At 59.1% G+C, this 25,532-nt stretch carries 25 protein-coding genes and 2 pseudogenes; 15 read left to right on the forward strand and 12 right to left on the reverse strand.

Translation table 11 applies throughout. From position 1 onward, the window contains the following. Positions 1–99 precede the first annotated feature (99 nt). From BUB54_RS17020 to BUB54_RS17035, 4 genes are read right to left on the reverse strand one after another with little or no spacing between them, the layout of a single operon-like run. On the reverse strand, positions 100–870 hold the full coding sequence (locus BUB54_RS17020; RefSeq protein WP_048879504.1) for an iron-sulfur cluster assembly protein: 771 nt from the start codon (positions 868–870) through the stop codon (positions 100–102). Positions 871–874: 4 nt separating this feature from the next. Further along, positions 875–1,897 carry an amidohydrolase family protein gene (locus tag BUB54_RS17025; RefSeq protein WP_048879503.1) on the reverse strand — a complete coding sequence of 341 codons (1,023 nt, stop codon included), beginning with the start codon at positions 1,895–1,897 and terminating at the stop codon, positions 875–877. Between the two features lie 22 nt (positions 1,898–1,919). Then, entirely contained in the window at positions 1,920–2,711 is a 792-nt protein-coding gene (locus tag BUB54_RS17030; protein ID WP_048879502.1) for an acetoin reductase, read from the reverse strand. Positions 2,712–2,767: 56 nt separating this feature from the next. Next, positions 2,768–3,811: an NAD(P)-dependent alcohol dehydrogenase gene (locus BUB54_RS17035; RefSeq protein ID WP_048879501.1), complete on the reverse strand. Its 1,044-nt coding sequence runs from the start codon at positions 3,809–3,811 to the stop codon at positions 2,768–2,770. A 294-nt stretch (positions 3,812–4,105) separates the two neighbouring features. Here BUB54_RS17035 and BUB54_RS17040 point away from each other — a divergent pair, with 294 nt between their 5' ends. After that, positions 4,106–5,971: a sigma-54-dependent Fis family transcriptional regulator gene (locus BUB54_RS17040; RefSeq protein WP_048879500.1), complete on the forward strand. Its 1,866-nt coding sequence runs from the start codon at positions 4,106–4,108 to the stop codon at positions 5,969–5,971. Then, entirely contained in the window at positions 5,964–6,359 is a 396-nt protein-coding gene (locus BUB54_RS17045; RefSeq protein WP_048879499.1) for a VOC family protein, read from the forward strand. The genes BUB54_RS17040 and BUB54_RS17045 overlap by 8 nt, the downstream gene beginning before the upstream one ends. A gap of 79 nt (positions 6,360–6,438) precedes the next feature. Here BUB54_RS17045 and BUB54_RS17050 read toward each other — a convergent pair whose 3' ends face one another. Continuing rightward, positions 6,439–6,648 carry a transposase gene (locus BUB54_RS17050; protein WP_139284972.1) on the reverse strand — a complete coding sequence of 70 codons (210 nt, stop codon included), beginning with the start codon at positions 6,646–6,648 and terminating at the stop codon, positions 6,439–6,441. Between the two features lie 219 nt (positions 6,649–6,867). Between BUB54_RS17050 and BUB54_RS17055 the strand changes: the two genes are divergently transcribed. Next, positions 6,868–7,146: a transposase gene (locus BUB54_RS17055; RefSeq protein ID WP_048879497.1), complete on the forward strand. Its 279-nt coding sequence runs from the start codon at positions 6,868–6,870 to the stop codon at positions 7,144–7,146. Positions 7,147–7,321: 175 nt separating this feature from the next. Here the strand turns inward: BUB54_RS17055 and BUB54_RS17060 are convergent, their stop codons facing one another. Beyond that, positions 7,322–7,597 carry a helix-turn-helix domain-containing protein gene (locus tag BUB54_RS17060; RefSeq protein WP_264797720.1) on the reverse strand — a complete coding sequence of 92 codons (276 nt, stop codon included), beginning with the start codon at positions 7,595–7,597 and terminating at the stop codon, positions 7,322–7,324. A gap of 204 nt (positions 7,598–7,801) precedes the next feature. Between BUB54_RS17060 and BUB54_RS21875 the strand changes: the two genes are divergently transcribed. Further along, the gene (locus tag BUB54_RS21875) at positions 7,802–7,936 is read left to right on the forward strand and encodes a hypothetical protein (protein ID WP_277813460.1); all 135 of its coding nucleotides are present in this window, start codon (positions 7,802–7,804) and stop codon (positions 7,934–7,936) included. After that, a complete protein-coding gene (locus BUB54_RS17070; protein ID WP_048879495.1) occupies positions 7,933–8,304 on the forward strand; it encodes a DUF488 domain-containing protein in 372 nt (123 codons plus the stop codon). The genes BUB54_RS21875 and BUB54_RS17070 overlap by 4 nt, the downstream gene beginning before the upstream one ends. Before the next feature lie 19 nt (positions 8,305–8,323). Here BUB54_RS17070 and BUB54_RS17075 read toward each other — a convergent pair whose 3' ends face one another. Further along, positions 8,324–9,145 (reverse strand): helix-turn-helix domain-containing protein, encoded by an 822-nt coding sequence (locus BUB54_RS17075; protein WP_241869409.1) that lies wholly within the window; start codon positions 9,143–9,145, stop codon positions 8,324–8,326. A 230-nt stretch (positions 9,146–9,375) separates the two neighbouring features. On the opposite strand from BUB54_RS17075, the gene BUB54_RS17080 reads away from it, so the two are divergent. From BUB54_RS17080 to BUB54_RS22195, 7 genes are all read left to right on the forward strand, one after another. Next, positions 9,376–13,116: a nitrate reductase subunit alpha gene (locus BUB54_RS17080; RefSeq protein ID WP_048879494.1), complete on the forward strand. Its 3,741-nt coding sequence runs from the start codon at positions 9,376–9,378 to the stop codon at positions 13,114–13,116. Further along, entirely contained in the window at positions 13,116–14,642 is a 1,527-nt protein-coding gene (gene narH / locus BUB54_RS17085; protein WP_048879493.1) for a nitrate reductase subunit beta, read from the forward strand. The genes BUB54_RS17080 and narH overlap by 1 nt, the downstream gene beginning before the upstream one ends. Before the next feature lie 11 nt (positions 14,643–14,653). Beyond that, positions 14,654–15,286, forward strand: coding sequence for a nitrate reductase molybdenum cofactor assembly chaperone (narJ, locus tag BUB54_RS17090; protein WP_048879492.1), 633 nt, complete (start codon positions 14,654–14,656; stop codon positions 15,284–15,286). After that, positions 15,283–15,987: a respiratory nitrate reductase subunit gamma gene (gene narI / locus BUB54_RS17095; RefSeq protein ID WP_048879491.1), complete on the forward strand. Its 705-nt coding sequence runs from the start codon at positions 15,283–15,285 to the stop codon at positions 15,985–15,987. Before narJ ends, narI begins: the two co-directional genes overlap by 4 nt. Beyond that, the gene (locus BUB54_RS17100; RefSeq protein WP_048879490.1) at positions 15,984–16,739 is read left to right on the forward strand and encodes a peptidylprolyl isomerase; all 756 of its coding nucleotides are present in this window, start codon (positions 15,984–15,986) and stop codon (positions 16,737–16,739) included. The genes narI and BUB54_RS17100 overlap by 4 nt, the downstream gene beginning before the upstream one ends. Further along, positions 16,736–18,082, forward strand: coding sequence for an MFS transporter (locus tag BUB54_RS17105; protein ID WP_241869408.1), 1,347 nt, complete (start codon positions 16,736–16,738; stop codon positions 18,080–18,082). The genes BUB54_RS17100 and BUB54_RS17105 overlap by 4 nt, the downstream gene beginning before the upstream one ends. Before the next feature lie 360 nt (positions 18,083–18,442). Continuing rightward, positions 18,443–18,544, forward strand: coding sequence for a LysR family transcriptional regulator (locus BUB54_RS22195; RefSeq protein WP_139284973.1), 102 nt, complete (start codon positions 18,443–18,445; stop codon positions 18,542–18,544). A 272-nt stretch (positions 18,545–18,816) separates the two neighbouring features. Here the strand turns inward: BUB54_RS22195 and BUB54_RS22200 are convergent, their stop codons facing one another. Next, a complete protein-coding gene (locus BUB54_RS22200; RefSeq protein WP_241869410.1) occupies positions 18,817–18,891 on the reverse strand; it encodes a 2OG-Fe(II) oxygenase in 75 nt (24 codons plus the stop codon). A 322-nt stretch (positions 18,892–19,213) separates the two neighbouring features. Beyond that, on the reverse strand, positions 19,214–19,384 hold the full coding sequence (locus BUB54_RS22205; RefSeq protein WP_158320127.1) for a hypothetical protein: 171 nt from the start codon (positions 19,382–19,384) through the stop codon (positions 19,214–19,216). Between the two features lie 74 nt (positions 19,385–19,458). On the opposite strand from BUB54_RS22205, the pseudogene BUB54_RS21645 reads away from it, so the two are divergent. The 3 genes and pseudogenes from BUB54_RS21645 to BUB54_RS17135 all read left to right on the forward strand — a co-directional run. Next, positions 19,459–19,878: pseudogene (locus BUB54_RS21645) on the forward strand (helix-turn-helix domain-containing protein); the annotation flags it as partial. A gap of 142 nt (positions 19,879–20,020) precedes the next feature. Further along, positions 20,021–22,024, forward strand: coding sequence for a putative bifunctional diguanylate cyclase/phosphodiesterase (locus BUB54_RS17130; protein WP_139284974.1), 2,004 nt, complete (start codon positions 20,021–20,023; stop codon positions 22,022–22,024). Between the two features lie 426 nt (positions 22,025–22,450). Then, on the forward strand, positions 22,451–22,852 hold the full coding sequence (locus tag BUB54_RS17135) for a MarR family winged helix-turn-helix transcriptional regulator (protein ID WP_048879487.1): 402 nt from the start codon (positions 22,451–22,453) through the stop codon (positions 22,850–22,852). Between the two features lie 311 nt (positions 22,853–23,163). On the opposite strand, the gene BUB54_RS17140 is transcribed toward BUB54_RS17135, so the two are convergent. The 3 genes and pseudogenes from BUB54_RS17140 to BUB54_RS21255 form a co-directional block, all read right to left on the reverse strand. Further along, entirely contained in the window at positions 23,164–23,931 is a 768-nt protein-coding gene (locus BUB54_RS17140; RefSeq protein ID WP_199444717.1) for a 2OG-Fe(II) oxygenase, read from the reverse strand. Continuing rightward, positions 23,928–25,028 carry a bifunctional DNA-binding transcriptional regulator/O6-methylguanine-DNA methyltransferase Ada gene (ada, locus tag BUB54_RS17145; RefSeq protein ID WP_082075705.1) on the reverse strand — a complete coding sequence of 367 codons (1,101 nt, stop codon included), beginning with the start codon at positions 25,026–25,028 and terminating at the stop codon, positions 23,928–23,930. The genes BUB54_RS17140 and ada overlap by 4 nt, the downstream gene beginning before the upstream one ends. A 194-nt stretch (positions 25,029–25,222) precedes the next feature. Beyond that, a pseudogene (locus tag BUB54_RS21255) lies at positions 25,223–25,532 on the reverse strand (hypothetical protein); the annotation flags it as partial.

Consider the following 25,532-nt stretch of genomic DNA (forward strand, 5'->3'; position numbering starts at 1 on the left):
TTCCAAGGGCGAAACACTTTGCTCATCGAAAAACAGAATCACGACGCAACCATCTTGTCGAGTGAATTTAGCCCGTTACCGGGACAGGCTCCTAGATGTTTAACCCCGTTGGCGTGTTGTGCGAATGAAGTCGATGAGTTGCGGCTGGCTGTCGCGCGCTGGCGGGATCGCTTCCTCCTCCTCATAGCGCGCGGCGAGCAGCCCACGGCACAGCGCGCCATTGAACTCCATATTCACCACCACCCCGCGTAGCGTGTTGAGATGCACGGCCAAGCGCTCCGGTGTCACCGTCGCCCCATCTGCCCCAATAAAGGCCGGATCGGTGCTGAGGAACGGCCCTGGCACAGCGCGCTTCTCAAGATACGGCCAGACCAGATCGATCTGCGAGAGATCGTTCAGATCCTGCACGCGCAGCGCGAGAATCGCTGGCGCCGTCCAGCCATCGGCCAGCAGTCGCTCGACCAGTGCCAATTGCCGCCGCCCGAACGCCTTGCGGGCAAAGGTCCGCCGCACCTCGTCCAGCGAACTGCCCTCCGCCTCGGCGCCAAACGCCGTGCGGAAATCCCGCGTACCGGCCATCGCCTGATTGATCTGGCTGGCGAACATATGCTCATCGAGCACCGGCCGCACCTGCTTCACCCAGGCGAGTGTCGTAACCGCCTGGATCATATCCTCAGCCATGATCCAGGCGAAATTGGCACTACACCAATAGGTTGGCAGCCGGAAATATACGCTAACCACAGCCTGCTCGTCGATTTCGATGCCGGTGATGAAGCCCAGCCTCACCACCGATTCATCGAGCTCCGGATCCGTCACATGCGCCAACCGCGCCATCACGGCGGCGATGCGCGGGGCCTTCGCGCTCGTCATCGCCCTACTCCGCCGCCGTTGCGTGATTCCGCATGTCCCGGAACACACGCTTCTTAGCCTCGACATCGATATCATAGAGCCGGGCTAGGTTCAGACCCAGGATTTTATGTTTAATCTCGCGGGTCAGTTCCACTCCCTTCTCCTTCATGACTGACTCTGGTAGTTCGAAATTCACGAACGCCTCGATCAGCCATTTCGGCTGCCAGATTGCGTAATCCGAGCCGTAGCAGATCTTGTCGGCGCCGATCCAGAATAGCAGTTCGCCGAGCACATGCGCGAAATAGTCCGGGCGCTTATGGATGAATGGTAGCGCCACCGCGAGCCCGGCATAAACATTGGTCTCCTGCGTTGCGATCCAGCAGAAATCATCGAGCCGCGGCAGTCCGCAATGTTCGACAATGAAATTCAACTCCTGAAACTGTGTAGCGACATCATCCACGTCCGCGACATCGAAGGAATCCCGGTTCAGCGGCAGAATCGTCGGCCCCTTATGGATATGGATATTCTTCACCCCCATATCCCGTGCCACCTCCAGATAGCGGATGCACCACGGGTCTGTCAGGTGCCAGCCCTTGCTTTCACCCTTCCATTCAGCGGTGTAGAGCTTCACCCCCTTCAGTTTGTATTTTTCAATCTTGGCGCGCAATGCGTCCAGCCCTCCCTCGCCATCGCGCGGATCGAATGCGCCATTAGTAATGAAGCGCTCCGGATGCGCCTTCTGCAACTCGTAGTTCTGCTCGGTGGTGTTGAAGCCGTTATGGTAAAATTCTTTTAGATAGGTTGGTTGAAAGATCGCCATGTCGTCATAGCCATTGACGAATAGATCCTGATACATCTGCGCCGCGCCGGGGTGGTAGAATTTCTCACGCGACCAGAGATAATCCTTTGGACTCAGCTGATGATAGCCGAAGAAGCAATCGATGAACTGCTTGCCATGGAGATTTTTCTGATTCTCCACCGAGGCGTCCCAATTATGCACATGCCCGTCGATGATGAAGAATTCGTCGCCGTCTTGAGTTTTATACATTGTCGGTTTCCTTTTTTTGAGTTTAGGAAAACTGAATGCCGCCATCGATCATGACGGACTGGCCAGTCATGTAATCGCTATCCGGCGACGCTAGATAGGAGACATATTTCGCCACATCCTCCGGTACTGAAACCCGGCCGAGATAGATTGACTCCGAATATTTCTTGATCGCGGCGCCCTTGGTGAGGCCCTCTTCCTCGGCCAGCTTCTCGTCGATTAGATCCCACATCGCAGTGCCGACGATGCCAGGGCAATAGGCGTTTACGGTGATGCCATACTTCGCCCATTCCATCGCCGCCGCTTGGGTAAGGCCGCGCACTGCCCATTTTGAGGCGGAATAATGGCCAAGCAGCGCGAATGGTCGGTAGGCGACGATCGAGGCAGCACCGATTATTTTGCCGCCATGTCCTTGCTTGATCATCTGCTGTGCGGCACTCTTATAGCTGAGGAACACGCCACGCAGATTAACCGCCATCATTCGGTCGAAATCGTCCACCGACAATTCCAGCAACGAGATAACCTGAGCGATGCCGGCATTCGCCACCATCACATCCAGCTTGCCGAGCGCCTTGACGGCACCCTGCACCGCGCCCTCTACATCTGCTTCCTTGGAAACATCGCCGGTGAACATCGCGCTCTTGCGGCCAGCCTTCTCGATCAGTCCCGCCACCTCTTCTAGTCCTGCCTTGTTGGCGGCGACGTCGGTGATCGCCACATCCAGCCCGTCTTCTGCCAGCCGTAGTGCGATCGCTTTGCCGATCCCGCGCGACGCGCCGGTGACCAGAGCCGTACGTCCGTCAAGCTTTGCAACCATTCTTTTGTTTCCTCTCGTTTTATGATTTTGAAGTGTCGGTGAAAACCGCGTGTCGCTTAAGGGATCAGCACCGCGCGGCCATGGATGTGGCCATGATGCAGATCTTTCAGAGCCTGGTTGGCATGTTCCAGGCGATATTCGCGGGTCGTCAGCGTCACCTTGCCGCGATCCGCCAGTTCCATCAGTTCGACCAACTCGGCGTAGGTACCAACGAGATTGCCAACGATAGTCTTCTCGGAGGTGATCATGTCGATGGTCGGAATTTCGACCTTTCCCCCATAGCCGACGATGTAATAGAAGCCGCCATCGCGGGTCATCTCCAGCCCCTGCGCCACGGCATTGCCCTCGCCGACGAAATCGATCACCGCTTCAGCACCCTTACCGCCAGTCAAATCTTTCACTTGGCTCATCATGCCTTCATCGGCCAACACCACATGGTCGGCGCCGCAATGGCGTGCCAGCGCCAGCGCCTCGGATGAACGGTCGACGACGATAATGTCTGCCGCGCAGAGCGCGCGTAGCACCTGAATGCCGATATGCCCCAGCCCGCCAGCGCCGATGACGATCGCCTTCTGCCCAGGCAGCAAATGCCGCGATGCTTTCTTCGCGGCGCGGTAGGCGGTTAGCCCGGCATCTGTGTAAGGGGCGACATCCTTAGGCGCCAGCGTCTTTGGCAGCTTGATCAGCGCCCGCTCGCCGGAGCGCAGATATTGCGCATAACCGCCATCGGCGTTGATACCGGGAAAGCGGCTCTCTGCGGCGTGCATGTCATCACCGCGGCGGCAGGCGAGGCAATGGCCGCTGGTCACCAGCGGATGGCAGATCACCGCATCGCCTGGCTTCACCGAAGTGACCGCCTTGCCAACCTCTTCAACCCAGCCGGCATTCTCGTGCCCCATGATGTAAGGCAGTTGGATACCTGCAATATTGCGCCAGATGCCCTCCACTACATGAAGATCCGTCCGGCAGACGCCAGCCCCGCCGATGCGGATGATAATGTCACTCGGCGTGTCGATGCGCGGATCCGCGACATCCTCATAACGCACGATCTCATCTCGCGTGAAATGTTCGTCATATTCATGCAGCACGGCTGCCTTCATAATGATTTCCTCCTGCTTTTTATCTTTTCTGCGCCAGCAGATGACGCGCTGGGGAGATCTGCAACCATCGTGCCAAAGTCCGCAGGCCAGGAAAGGCGAGATCCTCTGCGCGATTTCGCCTGGCTGTTTGGTGCGGCGCGGAACAAGCTTGGTTCGAATCGGAACAACCCGCCCAGGGCTTTTCAACGCGCGAGCGAGTGTGCATATTTCGGGAACTAATGAGACGTCGCAAAATCCGGCGCCATCAGGAAACGCAGAGTTATCACACGCCGACAGACGCCAGGAGGAAATTCCATGGAGAGTCTCGATAATGTCACCGCGGCGCGGAAACTGCTTGAGCGGCACGGCGAAGTGTCCCATGCCTATATTTCCGCGGAGATCAGCGCCAGTTGGAGCCGCTGCCTGGAAATGGGGCTGGACCCGATGCGTCCGCCTAAATTGCGCCGGATGGAAAGCACAACCTGGCGTGAGACGAAGGAGCAGCATGAGAAGGTCTCGCGCATTGCCAGGCGCGAGATCGAGACGTTGCACGGGCAGATTGCTGGCTCTAACTTCCTCATCGCCTTCGCGGGGCCGGACGGCACGGTACTGGATGCGCTGGTAGATGGAAGCTTCCGCCGCCCCGCACAGGACCGCGCCTTGGGGCCCGGCACCTGCTGGAGTGAGATGATGCGCGGCACCAACGCGCTGGGCCTCACCGCGGCGTTGCGCCGCCCTGCGGTGGTGCACGGCTGGGAGCATTTTTTCCATGGTGATGGCGATCTCACCTGCGTCGCTGCACCGGTCTGGGGGCCGGATGGCGCGTTAGCGGGGGTGATGGACGCCTCCTCGTCCTGCAGCACCCGGCAGATGCATACACGCGCTTTGCTTAGCATGGCGGCAACACAAGTGGAAAATGCCTTGTTCCGCGATGCGCATCACAACCGGCTGCTGTTGGCCTTTCATGGGCGCGAGGAGTTTCTCTACACCTCCGGCGCTGGGCTGCTCTCGCTGGGGGCGGATGGCCAGTTGCTAGGCGCAAGTCCGCAGGCGCAGCTGATGCTGCACGATTTACCGCTGAGCCCGGGGGCGACCTTCGCCAGTATTTTCGAAGGACGATTCGGCGAGATAGTGGCAGGGCGGGCCAGCGGTGAGACTTTCCGGCTATGCGACCGCTCGCATTCCGGCTTTTTCGCTGCCATCGTCGCCCGCCCGGCGGCGTCCCCGCCGCGTACACCCTCCGCCCGGTTGGCTGCACCACCGCCGCCGGCTTATGTCGCGGAGGACCCGGCGGTGGCGCGGGCCTTGTCGCTGGCGGCGGCGGCGGCGCGGCGACATCTGCCAATCCTGATCGGTGGTGAGACCGGCACCGGCAAGGAGGATCTGGCCCGTTCAGCCCACCGCGCCAGCCAGCGCGCCGGGCGTTTCGTGCCGGTGAATTGCGCGGCCTTGCCCGGCGAGCTAGTGGAGGCGGAATTATTTGGCTATGCCGAGGGCGCCTTCACCGGGGCGCGGCGCGGCGGTGCCGCCGGGCTTGCAGTGGAGGCCGATGGCGGCACGCTGTTCCTGGATGAGATTGGCGACATGGACCAGCGCGCCCAGGCGGCTTTGCTGCGGCTGCTCGATGATTGGGTGGTGCGCCCGGTTGGCGGCGGCACAGGGCGTCAGGTAAATGTGCTGCTGATCGCGGCGACCAATGTCGACCTTGAGGCGGCGGTGGCGGCGGGGCGCTTCCGTGCGGATCTGCTGCACCGCTTGGCGGTGGTGCCAGTGCGGCTACCGCGTTTGGCGGAACGGCGGGATTTCGAGGCTGTGGCCATCGCCGTGGCAGCGAAGATCGACCCGCAATTGCGCCTCACTGCGCCAGCTCTGGCGCTGCTCGCGCAGCAAGGCTGGGGCGGCAATATCCGCGAGTTGCGCAACGTACTCACCCGCGCCAGCCTGGAGGGACCAAAGCTGCTGGAGCCAGCCCAGTTGCGGCCCTTCTTGCCTGGTCGTCCAGCTTCCCAGGCCCTTGGCCAAGCCGCCTGCCGGTTGGATGAGCAAATGGCGCATGCTATCAACGTCACGCGCGGCCAGTGCAATGGCAGCATCAGCGAGACCGCGCGCCGCCTAGGTATCTCGCGTAACCGCGTCTATCGCGCCCTTCGCAATTCAAACCAGGGAACCCTGCATGGCTAAGATGATTCACAGCATGATCCGCGTTCGCGACGAGGCCGCCTCGCTGGCTTTCTACGAAACGGCCTTCGGACTGCGCCCCGCAGCGCGTTTTCCTTTCGATGGCTTCACTTTGATCTATCTGCGCGATCCTGAAGGTACTTTCGAGTTGGAGCTGACGGTGAATAACGACCGCACGACGCCCTATCAGATCGGCGACGGATATGGGCATCTGGCTTTGTCGGTCACCGGCATCGAGGCAGAGCATGCCCGCGCCACTGAAGCCGGCCTTGCCCCAACGTCGCTGAAAGCCCTGATGCATAACAACCAGCCCTTGGCGCGCTTCTTCTTCCTAACTGACCCAGACGGCTACAAAATCGAAGTGTTAGAGCGTTGCGGACGATACTTATAAGAGCCGGTTTGTAGAGCTCTAGACCATTAATGGGGTGAGTTTGGCGAGAATTGTATCAGTGTCCTTGCTCCACCTTGACTCACGTTCTTTGAGGTCGAATTCGAAGCTTGCCTTCATGCCATAACATGGCGAGACGGCGTTTGATGTATGACCAGAAATTCTTGAAGCCATTGACGTGGATTATGCGGTCCGTGAAAGGGCCGCTTTCTTTGCAGTGCTTTTTGATACGGAAATGTTTGTCTTTTCCGACATCGATGGGGCCGTCATAAGCGGCCCAGCCATCGGTCATGACCATGCCCCAAGGTTGATCTTCCCCAGAATAATCCTCTGTAAAGTCCTTCTTGTGACGTCGGGGATGATCTGCGTGAGAACCGGGCCCTTTGCGCATCGAAGATGGGAAGGATAGGCTGCTTTGACGCGCCGCGCGTGCTAAAGGCTTCCCCCCCTTACCAGGTCACCGGCTGCCGCGCATCTTTGTCGCGGAAATCGTTAGATTTACTACAAAGATATGCGACAAGAAAAACCCAGGCTAACTGGTCGAAAAGAACGCCAGCATGTAAAGACGCTGAAGGGAACCGAGGCGTTCGAGCGCTCAGCCCTGGAACGCAAGAAGGTTGAAATGCTGTTCGAGTATCTCAAGCGCAATCTCGGCTTACGCTGGCTGAGATTGTGTGGCCTTAGCTGTGCCAAGGATGAGTTTCTGCTCGCCGCAATCGGTCAGAGCCTCAAAAAACTCGTTCGCCTGTGTGCCAACGGCCCACCGGTAGTCACAAAGTGTGCTGCGTGACCTTGCTCCATATCCCAGAATCCCCACGGTCTACCAGCTGGCGGGCCTTTCGGGAGCAAGCGCCTTATCGGCCAATAATTCAACGTCATGAAACGCACAAGCGCCCGTTTTTCAACAGTATCTACAAATTGCGCGACAGCCAGTGACCGGGTAGGGGGAAAGAGGTCGTCTAGGCTTACCCTGGGTAACGTTCGACGGCTGGGAGAGTTAGTTCCAGTATTTGACGAGCCACCTGCTCGAGATGATCAAGTCCTGCATAGGTTCGCTCGACTTCACGGGAAAATGTTTCCCGTTCCTCTGTCGGCAGAACGCTCCCATGGCTGCGCACAAATAAGAGAAAGCCAAGTTCTGATTCAAGCTGCGCAATTGCACGACTAACGTGTGACTGGCCGAGATCAAGCGCTTTCGCTGCTTTAGTTATCCCTTCATGGCGCATTAGGGCACGAAACAAATCAACAAGAGTCGGATTTATTGTACCTAAAATGCATGGAAATCGATAGATGCGGAATTTGACGTCATGATCTGCATATAGTCAAATTTTCATCATAGTTTCCTGGAGATCGATTAGTCAATGTTTAACCTTTTGGCGCGGTATACGGAAGGCAAGGTCGATCTTGTTGGCTGTAGCGAGTGCATCTTGGCGCCATCCTGCAGGGTGACGTGCGCTTTCCGGGAGGCGGTGGAAAAATTCTTTCTGATCCTGGACCGCTACAACCTCGCGGGGGTGATGGTCCAAGGGGAGCCCGCCCAGCTGCGCCGAATATTGACAGCAGAGACGCTGCTGCGATGACCGCTAAACATGCAAATCTTCTTAAAATTAAGCGCGTCTATGAGACGCCCGGCTGTGATGATGGCGCGCGTGTGCTCGTCGACCGCCTTTGGCCGCGCGGCCTGAAGAAGGAGAAGGCGGCCCTTCACCTATGGCTAAAAGATGTCGCGCCAAGTCCCGGTTTGCGGCAATGGTTCGGCCACGATCCCAGCCGCTGGCAGGACTTCCGGCAGCTTTACTGTGCAGAACTTGCTCGAAACAGCACGGCGCTCGACCGTCTAGCGGCTCTTTGGCGGCAAGGCCCGGTCACGCTGCTCTACGCCGCGCATGATGCTGAACATAACCATGCGCGCGTCCTGGCCGATTATTTGACGGATCATTTGCAGTAGAGACCATGAAGCTGCACTGTTAGGCGCTCTCATCGATCAGTGGATCGAACGGACAATGCCCGATGAGGCGCTGACGGTCGCGCACGGAAATGCTGGCACCGCGAACGGTGATCGCATCAGCCTCCAGGGCCGCGAACGCTCTTGAGAGGCTCTCCCGGGTCATACCAAGCTGTGCGGCGATCGCGCCTTTGTCGCAGGGTAGTGCAAACTCGCTACCCTCCTTGACAGCATCGAGGTTCAACAAATAGGCGGCCAATCTTTGCGTGGTCGTGCGTAGCTTGAGATTTTTAACCTGCCGCGTCATCCGCCGGAATTGCCGTGTCAGGCAAAACATTACCGTGAGGGCAGCCGCGGGATCGGCGGCGACAAGTCCCCGCAAGGCTGCTGCGGGCACGAGCAGAAGTCGGCATTCCGTTGCCGCTTGAGCGCGCAGCAAATAGGGCGCATCTTCCAGAACGGCCGCCGGGAGAAGAAGGTCCGGCGTCGTCACGGTTTCGACGAGCATTCGGGGGCGCCCCGGCGTGGCACCTGAAAGATGCACGGTGCCCTCAAGCACCGCGGCCTGGGCATTGGGTACTTCACCCTGCTCGAAAATGACGGTTCGCCGCGGCACACGCATCGTCATGGCATTGCATGCAAGAGTATGGCGTGCGGCGGCATTAAGCCCCGCAAACGGCGCGAAACCTGCAATCAAATCCTCCGGGCTGCCTGCCGCCTGATCTCGATCTGATCCGGATGCGCCACCCTCCTGCCGTTCCGCGGGCTTTCGGCGGGTAGCGCGGCCCAAAACAACTGGATTTGATGTTTCAGGAGTGTCTGCCATATCGTTCTCGATCGTCACGCTCCGTCCCGTCCTTCATCGTCTGGTGTCGTGAATGCATCCGACAAAACCCTATACAGTTGAATCGCTTGTAAAGCTCTGCTGCTGCGGCGCCTGATCAAGAGTCGGGGTTAAGATATCTGATTAAAATATCAGAAGCCAATCAATCGTATATTTGACCTTGATCAAATAAACGTCTGCACAGCTGTGGCAAGAAGGCTCCGCACGCGCGCTGACGGAGAGCCCAGTATATGAGCCATTTCCTCGATCGGTTGACCTTTTTCCGCCGCAAACCCGAACCGTTCTCCAACGGGCACGGCATAAGCACCACAGAGGATCGGGGCTGGGAGGAAGCTTACCGCGCGCGCTGGCAGCACGATAAGATTGTACGCTCGACCCATGGCGTGAACTGCACGGGTTCATGCTCGTGGAAGATCTACGTCAAGGGTGGCATCGTCACGTGGGAAACGCAGCAGACGGATTATCCGCGGACTCGGCCGGACATGCCGAATCATGAGCCGCGCGGCTGTCAGCGGGGGGCAAGTTATTCCTGGTATCTGTATAGCGGAAACCGGCTTAAGCACCCAATGGTGCGCGGCCGCCTCATCCGCGCCTGGCGCGCGGCGCGCAAAACGCTGGCGCCGGTTGCCGCCTGGGCCTCAATCATGGAGGACGAGGACCAGCGTCGCGCCATCCATAAGGTGCGGGGCAAAGGCGGTTTCGTCCGCGTGACATGGCAGGAGGCGAATGAAATCATAGCTTCGGCCAACGCCTATACTATCCGCAAATACGGGCCCGACCGGGTGTTCGGCTTTTCGCCCATTCCGGCCATGTCAATGGTCTCCTACGCGGCTGGCTCACGCTATCTCTCGCTACTCGGCGGGGTTAGTCTGAGCTTTTATGACTGGTATTGCGATCTGCCGCCCGCCTCGCCGCAGACCTGGGGCGAGCAGACCGACGTGCCAGAAAGTGCGGACTGGTTCAATTCCAGCTATTTGATCGTCTGGGGGTCCAACGTGCCGCAGACGCGCACGCCCGATGCGCATTTTTTCACCGAATCGCGTTATCGTGGCACGCGCAGCATCGTCGTCTCGCCTGATTACAGCGAAGCCTCGAAATTCGCCGACTTGTGGCTGCACCCGAAACAGGGGACGGATGCCGCGCTTGGCTTGGCACTTGGGCATGTGGTGCTGCGCGAATTCCATGTGGACAAGCCGGACCCGTATTTCACTGATTATTGCCGCCGCTATTCTGACATGCCGTTCCTGGTGCGGCTGGTGAGGCAGGGAGAGCATTACGTCCCCGACCGGCTGCTCCGCGCCTCGGACATCGTAGGCTCGCTTGGCGAGGGCAACAACCCCGAATGGAAGACGCTGGCATTCGATGAAGTCTCCGGCCGGCTTGTTGCGCCGCATGGCACGCTTGGCTTTCGCTGGGGGGAGGCAGGGCGCTGGAACCTGGAGGAAAAAGCGGGAGATGGCAGTGAGGTACGGCTGGCGCTCTCGGTGGCTGACGCGGCGGACGGGTTCGAAGATGTCGCTTTTCCTTATTTCGGTGGCAAGGGACATGCGCATGTCGCGGGCACAGCACATTCCGAGATTCTGACTCGCCGTCTGCCGGTGCGCCGTCTGGCTGGGGCGGAGGGCGAGATCGTGGTGGCCACGGTGTTCGACCTGCTCGCGGCCAATTACGGGGTCGACCGCGGCTTTGGTGGCAGCAATGTCACCGCCAGCTATGATGACGACATGCCCTATACGCCCGCGTGGCAGGAACGCATCACCGGCGTGCCGCGAGACCATGTGATCGAGGTGGCACGCGGCTTCGCGGCCAATGCCGCGAAAACGCACGGGAAATCCATGGTCATTCTCGGCGCCGGGCTGAACCATTGGTACCATATGGATATGAGTTACCGGGCGATCATCAATCTCCTGGTACTGTGCGGATGTGTTGGCCAGTCCGGCGGGGGGTGGTCGCATTATGTGGGGCAGGAGAAGCTGCGTCCGCAAACCGGCTGGTTGCCGCTCGCCTTCGCGCTGGATTGGACACGTCCGCCCCGGCAGATGAATGGCACCTCATTCTTCTACACCCATACGGACCAATGGCGTTACGAGACGCTGGAGGTGGGCGAGTTGCTTTCGCCGACCGCGCCTGAAGGAGACTGGTCAGGCGCGATGATCGACTACAATCTGCGCGCGGAACGGCTGGGCTGGCTGCCGAGTGCACCGCAACTGCGGGCCAACCCGCTCACCCTGGCCGCGGCGGCCGAGGCGGCGGGGCAGATACCGGCCGATTATGTCGCCAGCCGGCTCGCCACTGGCGAACTGGAATTCGCGACTCAGAATCCCGATCATCCGGATAACTGGCCGCGCAACCTCTTCGTTTGGCGCTCCAACCTGCTCGGGGCATCGGGCAAGGGACATGAATATTTCCTCAAGCATCTGCTCGGCACAGCACACGGAGTGCAGGGCAAGGATCTGGGCGCGCGCGGCCAGGGGACGAAACCGCAAGATGTGGTTTGGCACGAGGATGCGCCGCAAGGAAAACTGGATCTGCTGGTAACGCTTGATTTCCGAATGTCCACCACCGCACTTCATTCCGATGTCGTTCTGCCGACCGCGACTTGGTATGAAAAGAATGATCTCAATACATCAGACATGCACCCTTTTATCCACCCGCTTTCAGCGGCGGTCGACCCTGCTTGGGAATCGCGCAGCGACTGGGTGATCTATAAGGAACTGGCGGCGACGTTCAGCCGCATCGCTCCGGAGGTGCTGGGGCGCGAGCGGGATGTCGTGCTAACGCCAATGATGCATGACGCGCCGGGCGAGCTAGCGCAGCCGCTCGGCGTGCAGGATTGGACGCGCGGCGAAGGTAGACCGGTGCCCGGCCTGACAATGCCACAGGTTTCCGTGGTGGAGCGTGATTATGCGAATGTCTATGCTGCTTTTACTGCGCTGGGGCCGTTGCTCGACAAACACGGCAATGGCGGCAAGGGGCTCAACTGGAACACCAGCAAGGAAATCGAACTGCTCGGCAAGCTCAATGGCATTGTGCGAGAAGGCCCCGCAGCCGGGCGGCCGCGCATCGACAGCGATATTGACGCCGCCGAGACGATCATGTCCCTCGCACCTGAGACCAATGGCGAAGTGGCGGTGAAGGCATGGGACGCGCTCGGTCGGCAGACCGGGCGTGAACATGCGCATCTTGCCAGCGCCCGCGAGGATGAGAAGATCCGCTACCGTGATATTCAGGCTCAGCCGCGCAAGATCATCTCCTCGCCGACCTGGTCCGGGGTGGAAAGCGAGCATGTGAGCTATAATGCCGGCTATACCAATGTGCATGAGTTGATCCCCTGGCGGACTTTGACGGGACGCCAGCAGCTTTATCAGGACCATCTGTGGATGCGCGCCTTTGGCGAGGGTCTGTGCGTCTGGCGACCGCCGATTGACACGCGCAGCGTGGCGCCGATGATCGCGGCGCGCAAGGCCGAGGGCGGCAAGGATGTGGTGCTGAATTTCATCACCCCGCATCAGAAATGGGGCATTCACAGCACTTATACCGATAACCTCATCATGCTCACGCTCAACCGTGGCGGCCCAGTTGTGTGGATCAGCGAAACCGATGCGAAAATCGCAGGCATTGCCGATAATGACTGGATCGAGGCATATAACGCTAATGGCGCGCTGGTGGCACGTGCGGTGGTTTCCCAGCGTGTGCCGCAGGGCATGACCATGATGTATCACGCCCAGGACAAGACGGTAAACACGCCTGGCTCTAGACTCACGGGTCAGCGCGGCGGCATCCATAACTCGGTGACGCGTACGGTGCTAAAGCCAACTCACATGATCGGCGGCTATGGGCAACTTGCCTATGGCTTTAACTATTACGGAACGGTCGGATCCAACCGTGATGAGTTCGTCATCATCCGCAAGCTCGACCGGGTTGATTGGCTCGACCATCCGGCCGATGCGTTGGCGCAGGAGACCACGTGATGAAAATCCGTGCCCAGGTTGCAATGGTTCTCAACCTCGATAAATGCATCGGCTGCCATACTTGTTCGGTGACGTGTAAGAATGTCTGGACCTCGCGCGAAGGAGTTGAGTATGCTTGGTTCAATAATGTGGAGACTAAGCCCGGTCTCGGCTTTCCACGGGAATGGGAAAACCAGAAACGCTGGAATGGCGGCTGGCGGCGGCTAAAAGACGGCACAATCCAGCCGCGCATAGGTGCGAAATGGCGTGTTCTGGCCAACATTTTTTCTAATCCTGATCTGCCGGAAATCGACGATTACTACGAGCCTTTCACCTTTGATTACGAGCATCTTTACGCAGCGCCGGAGATGGAAGCGACACCGACCGCGCGGCCGCGCTCGCTGATAAGCGGCGAGCAGATCGAGAAGATCGAGCATGGGCCCAACTGGGAGGAGATTCTTGGTGGAGAGTTCGAGAAACGTAGCGTGGATTATAATTTCGACGGCGTGCAGAAGGAAATTTACGGACAGTTCGAAAATACCTTCATGATGTACCTGCCGCGTCTGTGCGAGCATTGTCTCAATCCAGCCTGCGTCGCCGCCTGCCCGTCCGGGGCGATCTATAAGCGCGATGAGGATGGTATCGTGCTGATCGACCAAGATAAATGCCGGGGCTGGCGCATGTGCGTTTCCGGCTGTCCGTACAAAAAGATTTATTATAACTGGAAATCCGGAAAATCGGAGAAATGCATCTTCTGTTATCCGCGGATAGAGGCGGGTGAGCCAACCGTCTGTTCGGAGACTTGCGTCGGGCGCATCCGCAATCTCGGCGTCGTGCTGTACGATGCCGACCGCATTGAGGACGCGGCCAGCGCGCCGGAGGAAAAGAACCTCTATGCCAGCCAGCTATCGATATTCCTCGATCCACACGATGCGGAAGTGATCCGGCAGGCGCGCGCAGATGGCGTGCCGGAAGACTGGCTGGTGGCGGCGCGGCGCTCGCCGGTATGGAAGCTGGCGATGGAGTGGAAGATCGCTTTCCCGCTGCATCCCGAATACCGGACCCTTCCGATGGTCTGGTATGTGCCGCCTTTATCGCCGATCACGGCGGCTTCCAATGCCGGCAAGATCACGGAGTGCGACGGCATGCCGGATGTGCGTAGCCTGCGCATTCCGCTGCGCTATCTTGCTAATCTACTGACCGCCGGTGATGAGGCGCCCATCGCGCAGGCGTTGGAGCGTATGCTGGCGATGCGCGCCTATATGAGAGCAAAGACGGTGGATGGCGTCGTCGATGCGCGGATCCCCGCTCGCGTGGGCCTGAACACCGCGCAGATTGAGGATATGTACCAACTGATGGCGATTGCGAATTATGAGGATCGCTTCGTGATTCCCTCTACCCATCGCGAGGCCGGCGAGAATGCGTTCGACCTGCGCGGCGGCTGCGGCTTCAGCTTCGGGAATGGATGCGCTGGCGGCGAAAAGCGGCCTAGCCTGTTCGGTTCACCGAGCCACCGTCCGGTGCCGATCGCGCCGGACTGGGCATGAGGTACCACGCCATGCGCATTTTCAAACTGCTCAGCCTGCTGCTTGGCTACCCGGACGAGGCGCTGCAAGAAGCCGCGCCGGAGATCGCCGGGATACTCTGTAATGACCCCGCCCTGCCAAATGAAATTTCGGCACGGCTCGCGGCCCTGGCAATGCGTATCGCCAGCAATGACCTGCTGGACACGCAAGAAGCCTATGTCGCGCTATTCGACCAGACGCGTTCACTTTCCTTGTATCTGTTCGAGCATGTCCATGGTGAATCGCGTGATCGCGGCCAGGCCATGGTGGATCTGCGCACGCTTTATGAGGCGAACGGACTGGAGATGGAGCCAGGCGAACTGCCCGACTATCTGCCGCTGTTTCTCGAATTCCTGAGCATCATCACGTCAGACGAAGCCGGTATTCTGGTCGCGGATATCCAACCGCTCGCTGTGAGCCTCGCGCAGCGCCTGACTAAACGCCGCAGCGATTACGCAGCAGTGCTGGATGCAGTTCTCGCCCTCGCCCCGGCGGCGGGGCACACTGCCGGCTCGGTGGCGCCCGAGGTGGATCCAGCTGGACACGACCATGCTTGGGCAGAGGAGCCAGTGCTCTTCACCGCTGCCCCCGTCCCTGTTGCCGCCCCTGCTGGAGAGTGTTCATGAGCAACTGGATCAATACCGCGCTGTTTGGCGTTTATCCCTATGTCTGCCTCACCGTGCTGTTGCTGGGCAGCTTGGTTCGTTTCGACTATGGGGCTTATACGTGGAAGAGTGACTCCTCCCAACTGCTGCGCCGCGGCCGCCTGCGGCTGGGCTCCAACCTGTTCCATTATGGCGTGCTGACCGTCATCATCGGCCATTTCGTCGGCTTCCTCATCCCCGATGTGCTGATCAGTTGGCTGATCAATCCGGCCCAGCATGAATTGCTGGCGATGGCGGTGGGCGGGGTGGCTGGCTTCATCGCCATCATCGGCCTGTCGATCCTTATTCACCGGCGTCTGACCGACCCGCGCATCCGCCAAAACAGCCGTGCCTGGGATATCGCCATCGTGTTCATGCTGTGGTCTCAACTGGCGCTGGGGCTCCTGACGGTCCCTGTCTCGGCCATGCACATGAACAGCGCGCTGTTCATGCAACTTGTTGGTTATGTGAAGGGGATCGTCACCTTTCGCCCTGATGTTGCCCAGCTACTTGTTGGCACACCGCTGATCTTCCGGATGCATATATTTCTAGGCTTTACCATTTTCCTGGCCTCGCCCTTCACCCGGATGATCCATATCTGGAGTGCGCCGGTTTGGTATCTCGGCCGCCGTGGATATCAGATCGTGCGGACGCGCCGCCGGGTCCAGGGGCGCCAGCCGTGAGCGTTGTTCTCTCGGAGGCCGCAATCGCTGCTGAACTGCAGCACCACCCGGCCCCGAACCGCGCGGAGGCTTGGCGCCGGGCTGAACTGGCGCTGCGCCTGCGCGACAATTTGCTGGCCGAAGCGAAGTACCTTGGCATCGCGCCGCGTCCTGGCGATGGCGCCGTATGCGAACTCGAGGATGAAAGCCTGATCAGTCAACTCCTCGAACGCCACGTGCAGGTGCCCGATATTTCCGATGCGGCGTGCCGCGCGGAATATGACCGTGTCCCGGGCCGTTTTCGTAGCCCCGCTTTGTTCGAGGCGGCGCATATCCTTATCGCTGCTGACATGACGGCGCCGCTACAGCGAGAGACGGCACGCGAGGAGGCGCGCCGCTTGGCAACCCTACTCGGCGAGCGGCCCGGCCGGTTCGCCGCTTTGGCGCGGGAGCATTCGGCTTGCCCCACCGGTGCCGAGGGCGGCGTGCTCGGCCAGATTACGGCGCGTGATGTGACGCCTGAGATCGCCACCATGCTGCAGGCGATGACGCCAGGCACCATCTGCCCCGTGCCCGTGCCGACGCGGCATGGCTACCATATCCTCAGGCTCGACCAGCGCGAGGACGGGCGGGAGCTGCCCTATGAGGCGGTACGCGAAACGATCCGGGAGCGGCTGCGCCGGCGCGCCTGGGCCAAAGCCGCGCGCGCCTATACCGCGACACTCATCAACGTCCAGCGATCAGAGCTAGACCAGCAGGAGACCGCATCTTGACTGATAAATCATCCACGTCCGCCAACGAGCACTCTCTGCGCGGCAGCCCCAGCCAAGCGCTGAATGGCGCGACCATCGGCTTCTTCATCGGCTTCGGCGCCGTTTCGCTTTTCGGGCCGACAGCGCACAGCTTCGTCAAGGTCATGAGCTTGTCACCCGAACAGGTGGGGTTCCTCGTGGCCATCCCCATGCTTACCGGCTCGTTGCTGCGCATCCCATTCGGCGCTTGGGTTGATACCACGGGCGGCAAGCTGCCATTCCTGATTTTGCTGCTCCTGTCCGTCATCGGCATTGGCGGGCTTTATTACATGCTCCTGACTCTCTATCCCGATCATTTGGATCAGAGCCATTACCCGTGGCTGCTTCTGTTCGGAGCGCTAGGCGGGTGCGGCATCGCGACATTTTCGGTTGGGATAGGCCAAGTGTCATACTGGTTTCCCAAACAGCAGCAGGGCTGGGCGCTCGCCGCCTATGCCGGCTTCGGCAATACATCGCCTGGGCTGGTAGCACTTGCCATGCCGCTGATGATCATGTTCATCGGACTATGGGGGGCCTATCTGGTATCGCTGGTCATCGTCGTCATCGGCATCGGGCTATATCTGCGCCTCGGCCATAACGCCCCTTATTTTCAGCTTAGCCATTCCGGCTTGCCACGCGGCGAGCGCTGCGTTCGGGCCGAACGCGCCGGACAGGAATTGTTCCCGCAAACCAGTGCCTTGCACACATTGATGCAGGCGGCTGCGGAATGGCGGACCTGGCTGTTGGTGGTTCTCTATTTCACCACCTTCGGCGGCTTCCTAGCCCTCACCGCTTGGTTCCCGACCTATTGGCAGAGTTTCTTCCAGACCTCGCATTGGATGGCCGTGATCCTGACCGCGACCTTCTCTTTGCTATCCTCGCTCATCCGCGTGCCGGGTGGACGCTGGGCAGACCGTTTTGGGGGCGAGCCGGTGGCGATGATATCGCTGGCGACCCTGCTGGCGGGCGCGTTGCTAATGACCTTCTCGAGTGGCTTCGCGATGTCCGTGATCGGCGAATTGCTGGTGGGCGTTGGAATGGGCGTGAACAATGCGGCGGTGTTCCGCATGGTGCCCAACTATGTGCCTCATGCGGTCGGCGGCGCGGCTGGGCTGGTCGGTGGGTTGGGGGCGCTGGGCGGCTTCGCCGTGCCGCCGCTACTGGGGTATTTTGTCGGAATGATGGGGGCTGGCGGCTATGCGCGCGGGTTTGTCGTCTATGTCGGGCTCGCCATTCTTAGCCTAGTCCTCACCGGTATTTTGCGCATGGCGCTGCGCCGGCCTAGCTTGCCGGAAATGCTGTCTGCCCGCGAGGTAGAGAGATAAATAAGCATCTTCATAAACGGCTATTACAGCGGAGTTGGTGCCATCCTTGTGCAGAAGCTCTGACAAAGCCCTCCGTATCTTCACGCGGGAGCTAAAGGCGGGGGCTTTGTCGACCAGACGCATGAGCTTGCGGCCTCACGACATCCCGGTGTTATCGGGCAGCATGGGCACTGCCAAGGATGCATGTACACTCTGTACCGCCCGACCTTCTGCGCAGAGGAGCCGTAGCACGGCTGGATTAGGAATGGGACGCGAAGAAAGGACCAGGACATCGGAAGGCGCGAAGCTACCAAACAGAAATCAGCGTAAAGCTTGGTCGCAGATGGTAACTTAGCCTGATTTCCGCTCCAAAGCGACCGGGTGGCGGGCGATTTTAAAGTAGGGCAGCCAGCAAATTCTAAGTCCGTTGCTCAGCTCGAGGAGCGACTTGGCACCCGCCTGCTGTTGAGGTCGGCAAAGTGAACTGCTGCCGGGCGGTGTTTCCGAGTGACCGGATGGCCAGCGCCAAGGCGATGGCCTTCGTCTCCTTCGTCGAAAGCAGTTTCAAGACATCCAACGGCCATCTCGGGCAAGAATAGGGAGCATTATCCTTCCTGCTGAACTATCTCATCTGTTCCTCGAAATGCGAGGGTTGAAATAGCCTGCGCGTTGACGGTCACGCACTCCAGTTCTTGTTCGGTATTTTCCCGGATGTGGAGTGCACATGTCGGCTACTACGCGCTTGATGCTACGGGCTATTTGGCGTCGTGGAAGATCAGGCCCGGCGTGTGTCGATGGCCTGTCCGTACTTGGCTGACGCCGTGGCGCATTCCGACACGATATACACCTCTTGTGCCAACAACAGGGCGGCGTATATCGCGAGGCGATTGCAAAAGGGCTGCTTGAAGCTCAGCAGGTTGCCGATCGTTGGCATCTCATGGAGAATTCGAGCCGAGCGTTTCTGGACGCCGTCCGCAAGTCCATGCAGTAGATTAGACAGTCGGTCGGCAGCAATGACATTAAGCCCGAGCTTCTCACCTATGCCGAAAAGCTGCAATATGAAGGCTGCCGCCGTCGTCAGGAAACAAACAAAGTGATCCGGGAACTGGCGAATAACGGGACCTCCATTAGGCAAAATGTGCGGCAAACAGGTCATAGCAGAAAGCTCGTTCGTGACGTTTTGTACTGACATCGACTGGACGTTTTCTGCATTCGGCCAAGCCCATGCAGTTGCATCATCGCAGCCACCTCCTCAGGCTGAAGCATCTTGTTCACCTGCATCGTCATCGACAATGCAGAATTCTCTGAAACGGTACTCGTCATCTGTTCCTCCTCTCAAAAAATGAGAGGGCAGTTCTACGATTCGTCAGGGGCAATTTCTCACTTCGCCCGACAGACGGCTAAGAATGAGGTATCCCGCCGCTGAAAAGTTTGAGTTCATTCGCCTTTTCGAGCAGTCGTACCTGCCCGTGCGCAAGACGCTGGACTGGCTCGGTATCTCCCGCTCGACATTCTATCGCTGGTACGAGCGTTATTGTGCCGGTGGGCCCGAGGCGCTGCACGACCGTCCCTCCAAACCTAATCGCGTGTGGAACTGCATTGATGATGTCAGGCGCGCATAGATCATCGAGCTAGCGCTGGAACAACCCATGCTGTGCCCGCGTGAACTGGCCGTGACCTTCGCCGATAGCTAAGGCTATTTCGTCTCGGGGGCGTCTGCCTACCGGCTGTTCAAGGCCCATGACCTAATTACCTCACCGGCTTTTATTATGGTCAAAGCCGCCGAGGAATTCACAACCAAGACCACGGCGCCAAGCCATCCAGGCCAGGCGCTTGCACCACAACCAAATAGCCGGTTAAACCTTTAACCCAACAGGTGAGTCAAAGCCTCCGCTAAATCAGGCAGCTAACTGTCTCAAATTATCTGACGACAGACAGGATCATAACGGTGACCAGCCCATGTTTTCGTCCCCCCGCACACAGTTTGATGTCGCCGCCGGCCAGACTAATGACGAGCTTTCGACGTGTATCGCCTTGGATCAGATCGCCGAAATCAAGAGCTGCGTCCGCGTCGCGATTCCCGTCAATATCGCGCTCGGCGTAGTCAACCTTCTGGTTGCCATCGAAAGTCACCTCGCGCTCTACGGCATTCTCTGGTTCGTCGCATCGCTCAGCGTAAACCTCGTCCGGATCTGGCTTTGCTATCTGCCGGCCCCCAGCGTCGATCAAGCGGCTGAACGGCAACCGCCTTTGCTATCCCTTTCCGGCCAAAGGTATCTGATCTGGACCGGGGCGCTTCTGTCTGGGATCGTGTGGGCTTTCATTCCGATATTGTGCGCCGGCTACACCGCTCCGCAAACGCTCTTTTACCTGACGGTTGTGTGCGGCGTAACCGCCGGCGCCGTCACTCATGGCACGCCCGACGCGCGCACGCCCTTGAGTTTCATTCTTCCAGCCCTGGCTTCCGTCGTCCTTTGTCTATTGGTGGCAGGCGGTTTCGAGCGCGATTGCATCGCCTTCACCGTCATTGTTTATATGGTCGCGCTCACGCGCAGCTCCATTCGTGCGGAAATCACCTTCAAGGCGTTCAGCCGCGCCAAGAACGAGGCGACGACGAACGCCGCCGCCCTTGCCGACGCGCATGCCCGTTCACTGGAGGTCATCGATATCATGCGCTACCGCGCGACGCACGACGACTTAACCGGTTTGCTCAACCGACTGGGTTTCCTCACCGAGATCGAAGAATGCATCAGGGACACTCAAGCCGCCTATTGCCTGATGTTCGTCGATCTGGACGGCTTCAAGGCGGTCAACGACGTCTATGGCCACCGCAAGGGCGACCAGGTGCTGATCGAGGTGGCCAGACGTCTTCAGGCCCACATCAGCGGCGAAGCCCGCCTCGCCCGCATGGGCGGTGACGAATTTGCCATCTTCTTTCCCGTCACGACATCGCACCAGGCCACCGATCTCGCCCAGGCGGCTATTAGTGCCATATCGGTTCCTATAGACGGCGTCGATACAGGAGCGCTTGGCGCTAGCATAGGAATCGTCACGAGCCAAAGCGCAGACACGGCCGACATGCTAGCCTGCGCCGACGAAGCCCTTTACGCGGCCAAGAACGGAGGCCGTAACTGCTTTCATGTGTTCGATGGTGCCCTGCGCGATCGATTGCAAATGCGCCGCGACCTCGAACGCGATCTCCTGCGCCATCTCGAAGACGGACACCTCGAGATCTGGTTCCAGCCGATCTTCGCGGTTGGGCGTGCCCTGCCCGACACGGTCGAAGCCCTGTTGCGCTGGCACCATCCCCAACATGGCTGGATCTCGCCGGAAAAGCTCGTCCGCCTAGCGGCGATCAACGGCCAAGCCGAACCGCTTCTGCGTTTCGTGCTGGACCGTGTTGGCCGCCTGCTGCTTACCCTGGACCGGGAGGGCTTGAAGGACATCAAGGTCGCGATGAACGTTTCGCCGCGAGAAATGGCGCAGCTTCCAGTCGATGTCATCATCCTGGAGCATTTCGCAGCCCTGGGCCTTTCCCCTCGCTTGCTGGACGTCGAGATCACCGAGGAGACCACGCTCAAAATCGAAGCCGTCCGGCACAAGATACAGACACTCACCAAGGCAGGAGTGACCATCAGCCTCGATGATTTCGGTGTCGGCTTTTCGTCGCTAGAGGCCCTGCGTCATCGCAGCATCAATCGCATCAAGATAGACCGTAGCTTCGTTTCCGACATTACCCGGTCACCCGAAGATCAGCATCTCGTCGCTGCCGTCATCGATTACGGGCGCAAGTTCGGCATCGAAGTCGTGGTGGAAGGAATCGAGGCCGAGGATGACCGTGCGATGATCCAGAAATTGGGCGGACGACTGCTGCAGGGCTATTATCTGGGGCGCCCCATGGAGAAGTCCGCCCTCTTGCAATCCCTGCGCCTATGCCTGGCCGACCCTTCGAACCAAAATTAATACGCACCTCTGAAGAACGCTTGTACCCATTAATCTTAACAGGCCACTGCAAAGCTCTTGCATTTGGTTGGATTGACTGATTCTTTGTTTCTACGTTCAATAGCGGAAAGTCCGAGGTTCAACGCCAGCTATTCCAATGGACTTTCATAAAAGCTGCCATTCTGCTTTCCCGTACCCGGTCGCGGGTTGCCGCATAACTTGTACAGGCCGTGTGAAAAGGCGGCTCATTTTTTGAAAAAATGCTCTACTCGTGCGGTGCCGGCATAAGCGAAACCTTAACAAACGATTATGAAAAGGCAGCGTTCCTGAGGAGCCGCGGGGTAGAGAAAAAATCTCGATTTTCGTTACGGCTACGCGTTTTCACACAGTATGCCGAAAATCTGGGTTCTGCTTTTTGATTTGCCCGAATGATCTGCAAGGTGCCCTGTGGGTCGGAAGCATAATGGCAGTTTAAGGGCAGGGATCAAGCTAGACCACGCCCTGCTTCCGCTGCTTGTGCTGATCAAGCGGCTGGAACCAATCGGTGTAGTGGAACTAACCGACCGGGTGGGGCGGGATTATACTACGATCAGCCGGCAGGTGGCCAAGCTCCATGAACTTGACCTGATCGATTGCAAGGAAAGCACCGCCGACAAGCGCGTGCGCGAAGGGATCGTAATGCTCAAGGGCCAATCCATGACAACCCGGATCGATGCAGCCCGGGAGTGGATCGGCCGACCCATATTTGAATCGTGGAGCGAGCAGGACGTTGATGGCCTCCTCCGCCTGATGCGGAAATTCGCTGATGCGATACAGAATGATCCCGGCAAAGATACGGAAACTGGGTGATGCAGGCATCGCCATTGAAGCCTATCCCCATGTCACGCCTCAGGTCTCAGATTGAGAAAGGACGTCTGTTGCCTGTCCGTTGGCATCCGGGTTTGGCGCGACCTGCCTGGCTCTGGAGTGTTGATGTCCACTGAGATTTGGTGGGGCGGATGCCCGCTCTCGACCGCATCGAGATGTGTAAAAGAGGTGAACCATCTCATCTGTTCCTCGAAATGCGAGGGTTGAAATAGCTTGCGCGTTGGCGGTCACGCAATCCGGTTCTTGCCCCAATGTTGAGAGCACATGTCGGCTGCTGGTCTGGAGGCCACGGGCTATTTGGCGTCGTGGAAGATCAGGCCCAGCGTGTGTCGATGGCCTGTCCGTACTTGGCTGACGCCGTGGCGCATTGCGACATGATATACACTTCTTGTGCCAACAACAGGGCGGTGGTTGACGGCGAAAATGATAGCTTCACCTTGTTGCAGCGGCACCACCTCGGCTCGGAATTGCCTACGCGGGCGCTGCTCAGTCAGAACAAATTCTCCTCCGGTGAAATCTTGCCCGGGTTGGCTGAGCAGAAAGGCGGCTTGCAATGGGAAGTGTAAGTCGCCGTAGAGATCCTGATGCAGACAATTGTAATCCCCGGTGCCATAGCGCAGCAGCAGGGGGGTAGGTCGGATCTGACCTGCCGCGTGACATGTGGCGAGGTAGGAGGCGTGATCGGAAGGAAAGCGGGGTAGACGACCCAGCATGCTCTCCCAGCGGTTCGCAATCTCAGCGAGCGGCGGGAATAGCGATAAACGCAGGGTGCTCACTGTCGAGGGAAGAGGATAGCCATAATATTTGTACTCCCCCTGACCAAAGCCATGCCTCGACATGATGATGCGCGAACGAAACACATTGTCAGTGTCGTAGTCCGTCACCAACGTCTCGCATTCCAGGCGCGTTAATATAGGGCCAATATTCGCATAACCGTGTGCATCCAGCTCAGTGCCGATGCGGGACCACTTCAATCCCGTGAGACGTGACGCGATAGAAGAGGGCGTTGTCGGTTTGATGCTGACCTCTGTCCGATCTGGTTTGGCCCTAAGCGGAATCATGATTTCTCCCGCGTCAAGAGACGCTGCTTGCGCTCCAGGCCCCATCGATAGCCAGCAAGATCGCCGTTTGCAGAAATCACACGATGGCACGGCACGGCCACGGCGAGACTGTTGGCTGCGCAGGCGGCCGCCACGGCTCGCGCCGCGCGGGGGGCCCCAATCCGGCCCGCCAACTCGGTATAGCTGAGAGTCCTGCCCGGCGGTATCTGGCGCAGCGCGTTCCAGACCTTGCGCTGGAAGGCGGTGCCGCGAATATCCAGCGGCAGCACTGGCGCAGTGTTATCCGCGGGATCGTCCACAAGCCGAATGACATTGTCCACAGTTTGGGCGAACCCGGCATCGCCCGGCCGGTGCTCAGCGCGCGGAAAGCGGGCAGCGAGATCCTTTATAAGCGCATCAGGTTCATCGCCCAACAGAATTGCACAGATGCCACGCGCGCTTGCCGCGACCAAAACGCAGCCAAGGCTGCTCTGACCGGTCGCATGGTGGATGATCTCGCCAGCGCCCCCCGTGCGGTAGGCGGTTGGTGTCATGCCCAACATCGCGTCAGTTGCGTCGTAGAAACGCCCCGACGAATTGAAGCCGGCGTCATAGAGCGCTTCGGTCACGCTCACGCCTTTGGTAAGGGCCGCCTGTACACGGCTTTGCCGGTGTGCGTCGGCGTAGGCTTTGGGGGTCACGCCCGTGATACGCTTGAACAGGCGATGAAAATGGTGCGGACTGCATCCGGCTGCACGCGCGAGATCGGAAAGAGATGGCGCTTCAGAGGCCGTTTCGATTAGCTCGCAGGCGCCGGCCACCAATGTGGCTTCCCGCTGTGCTCGGGATGGAAGATCAGGCCGGCATCGTTTGCATGGGCGAAAGCCTGCCTGCACGGCCTCATCACGGGTCGCAAAGAACACGACGTTTTCCCTAAGGGCCGGACGCGCTGCACAGGAGGGATAGCAATACACGGACGTTGTACGAACCGCGTAGAAGAAGGCACCGTCTGCAGCCTGATCGCGCGTGGCAAGCGCTGCCCACCGCTCCGCTTCCCGAGCGAACCGATCAAAAAGCCGGTGGTCATTGTAACTCGAAGCCAATGTTGGCGTGTCCATGGCAATCGTCCAATTCAAACGTCGGGAGGATATCCGATGAATAGGCACCCTCGCTTTTAACCACACTCCGTCTCTTGCGCGGGAATTTATCCTTGCCGCGATGACTGGTTGGGGGCCTACGTGGCCATATCAAATTTGTGCCTGTGAGAGGTTCATTAGGATATATTTTGGCCCCTCTGCCAAGCCCCGCGGGCTTATCCCACCCCGAACACCATGGGCATACCAACGATATTGTACGGCTCTGGTTGTGGGACAGAGGCTGGTGTTGGTTCCACAACAGAGGCTGGTGTTGGCTCCACGACAGAGGCAGGTGTTGGTTCCACGACATTGGCTGGTGTTGGTTCGGCGCTATGGGAAGGTTGGGTCTGCGGTGCGGCCTCAAGCCAGCGCTTGGACTGCTCTGACGGCAATGAGTGAACGGGATGACTGGCACGCACGTTCGACAGACCTATAGAACCTCGACGCCCCTGCCGGATGACGCCGTAAGCCTGCTTTGACCTGCCT

This window comes from Acidocella aminolytica 101 = DSM 11237 (assembly GCF_900129125.1).
Lineage (GTDB): Bacteria > Pseudomonadota > Alphaproteobacteria > Acetobacterales > Acetobacteraceae > Acidocella > Acidocella aminolytica.

Excerpts from the sequence above, each read along its gene's own strand:
- BUB54_RS17020 (WP_048879504.1), bottom strand. The coding sequence starts at position 870 with ATGACGAGCGCGAAGGCCCCGCGCATCGCCGCCGTGATGGCGCGGTTG.
- BUB54_RS17025 (WP_048879503.1), bottom strand. The coding sequence starts at position 1,897 with ATGTATAAAACTCAAGACGGCGACGAATTCTTCATCATCGACGGGCAT.
- BUB54_RS17030 (WP_048879502.1), bottom strand. The coding sequence starts at position 2,711 with ATGGTTGCAAAGCTTGACGGACGTACGGCTCTGGTCACCGGCGCGTCG.
- BUB54_RS17035 (WP_048879501.1), bottom strand. The coding sequence starts at position 3,811 with ATGAAGGCAGCCGTGCTGCATGAATATGACGAACATTTCACGCGAGAT.
- BUB54_RS17040 (WP_048879500.1), top strand. The coding sequence starts at position 4,106 with ATGGAGAGTCTCGATAATGTCACCGCGGCGCGGAAACTGCTTGAGCGG.
- BUB54_RS17045 (WP_048879499.1), top strand. The coding sequence starts at position 5,964 with ATGGCTAAGATGATTCACAGCATGATCCGCGTTCGCGACGAGGCCGCC.
- BUB54_RS17050 (WP_139284972.1), bottom strand. The coding sequence starts at position 6,648 with ATGACCGATGGCTGGGCCGCTTATGACGGCCCCATCGATGTCGGAAAA.
- BUB54_RS17055 (WP_048879497.1), top strand. The coding sequence starts at position 6,868 with ATGCGACAAGAAAAACCCAGGCTAACTGGTCGAAAAGAACGCCAGCAT.
- BUB54_RS17070 (WP_048879495.1), top strand. The coding sequence starts at position 7,933 with ATGACCGCTAAACATGCAAATCTTCTTAAAATTAAGCGCGTCTATGAG.
- BUB54_RS17080 (WP_048879494.1), top strand. The coding sequence starts at position 9,376 with ATGAGCCATTTCCTCGATCGGTTGACCTTTTTCCGCCGCAAACCCGAA.
- narH (WP_048879493.1), top strand. The coding sequence starts at position 13,116 with ATGAAAATCCGTGCCCAGGTTGCAATGGTTCTCAACCTCGATAAATGC.
- narJ (WP_048879492.1), top strand. The coding sequence starts at position 14,654 with ATGCGCATTTTCAAACTGCTCAGCCTGCTGCTTGGCTACCCGGACGAG.
- narI (WP_048879491.1), top strand. The coding sequence starts at position 15,283 with ATGAGCAACTGGATCAATACCGCGCTGTTTGGCGTTTATCCCTATGTC.
- BUB54_RS22205 (WP_158320127.1), bottom strand. The coding sequence starts at position 19,384 with ATGACGAGTACCGTTTCAGAGAATTCTGCATTGTCGATGACGATGCAG.
- BUB54_RS17130 (WP_139284974.1), top strand. The coding sequence starts at position 20,021 with ATGTTTTCGTCCCCCCGCACACAGTTTGATGTCGCCGCCGGCCAGACT.
- BUB54_RS17140 (WP_199444717.1), bottom strand. The coding sequence starts at position 23,931 with ATGATTCCGCTTAGGGCCAAACCAGATCGGACAGAGGTCAGCATCAAA.
- ada (WP_082075705.1), bottom strand. The coding sequence starts at position 25,028 with ATGGACACGCCAACATTGGCTTCGAGTTACAATGACCACCGGCTTTTT.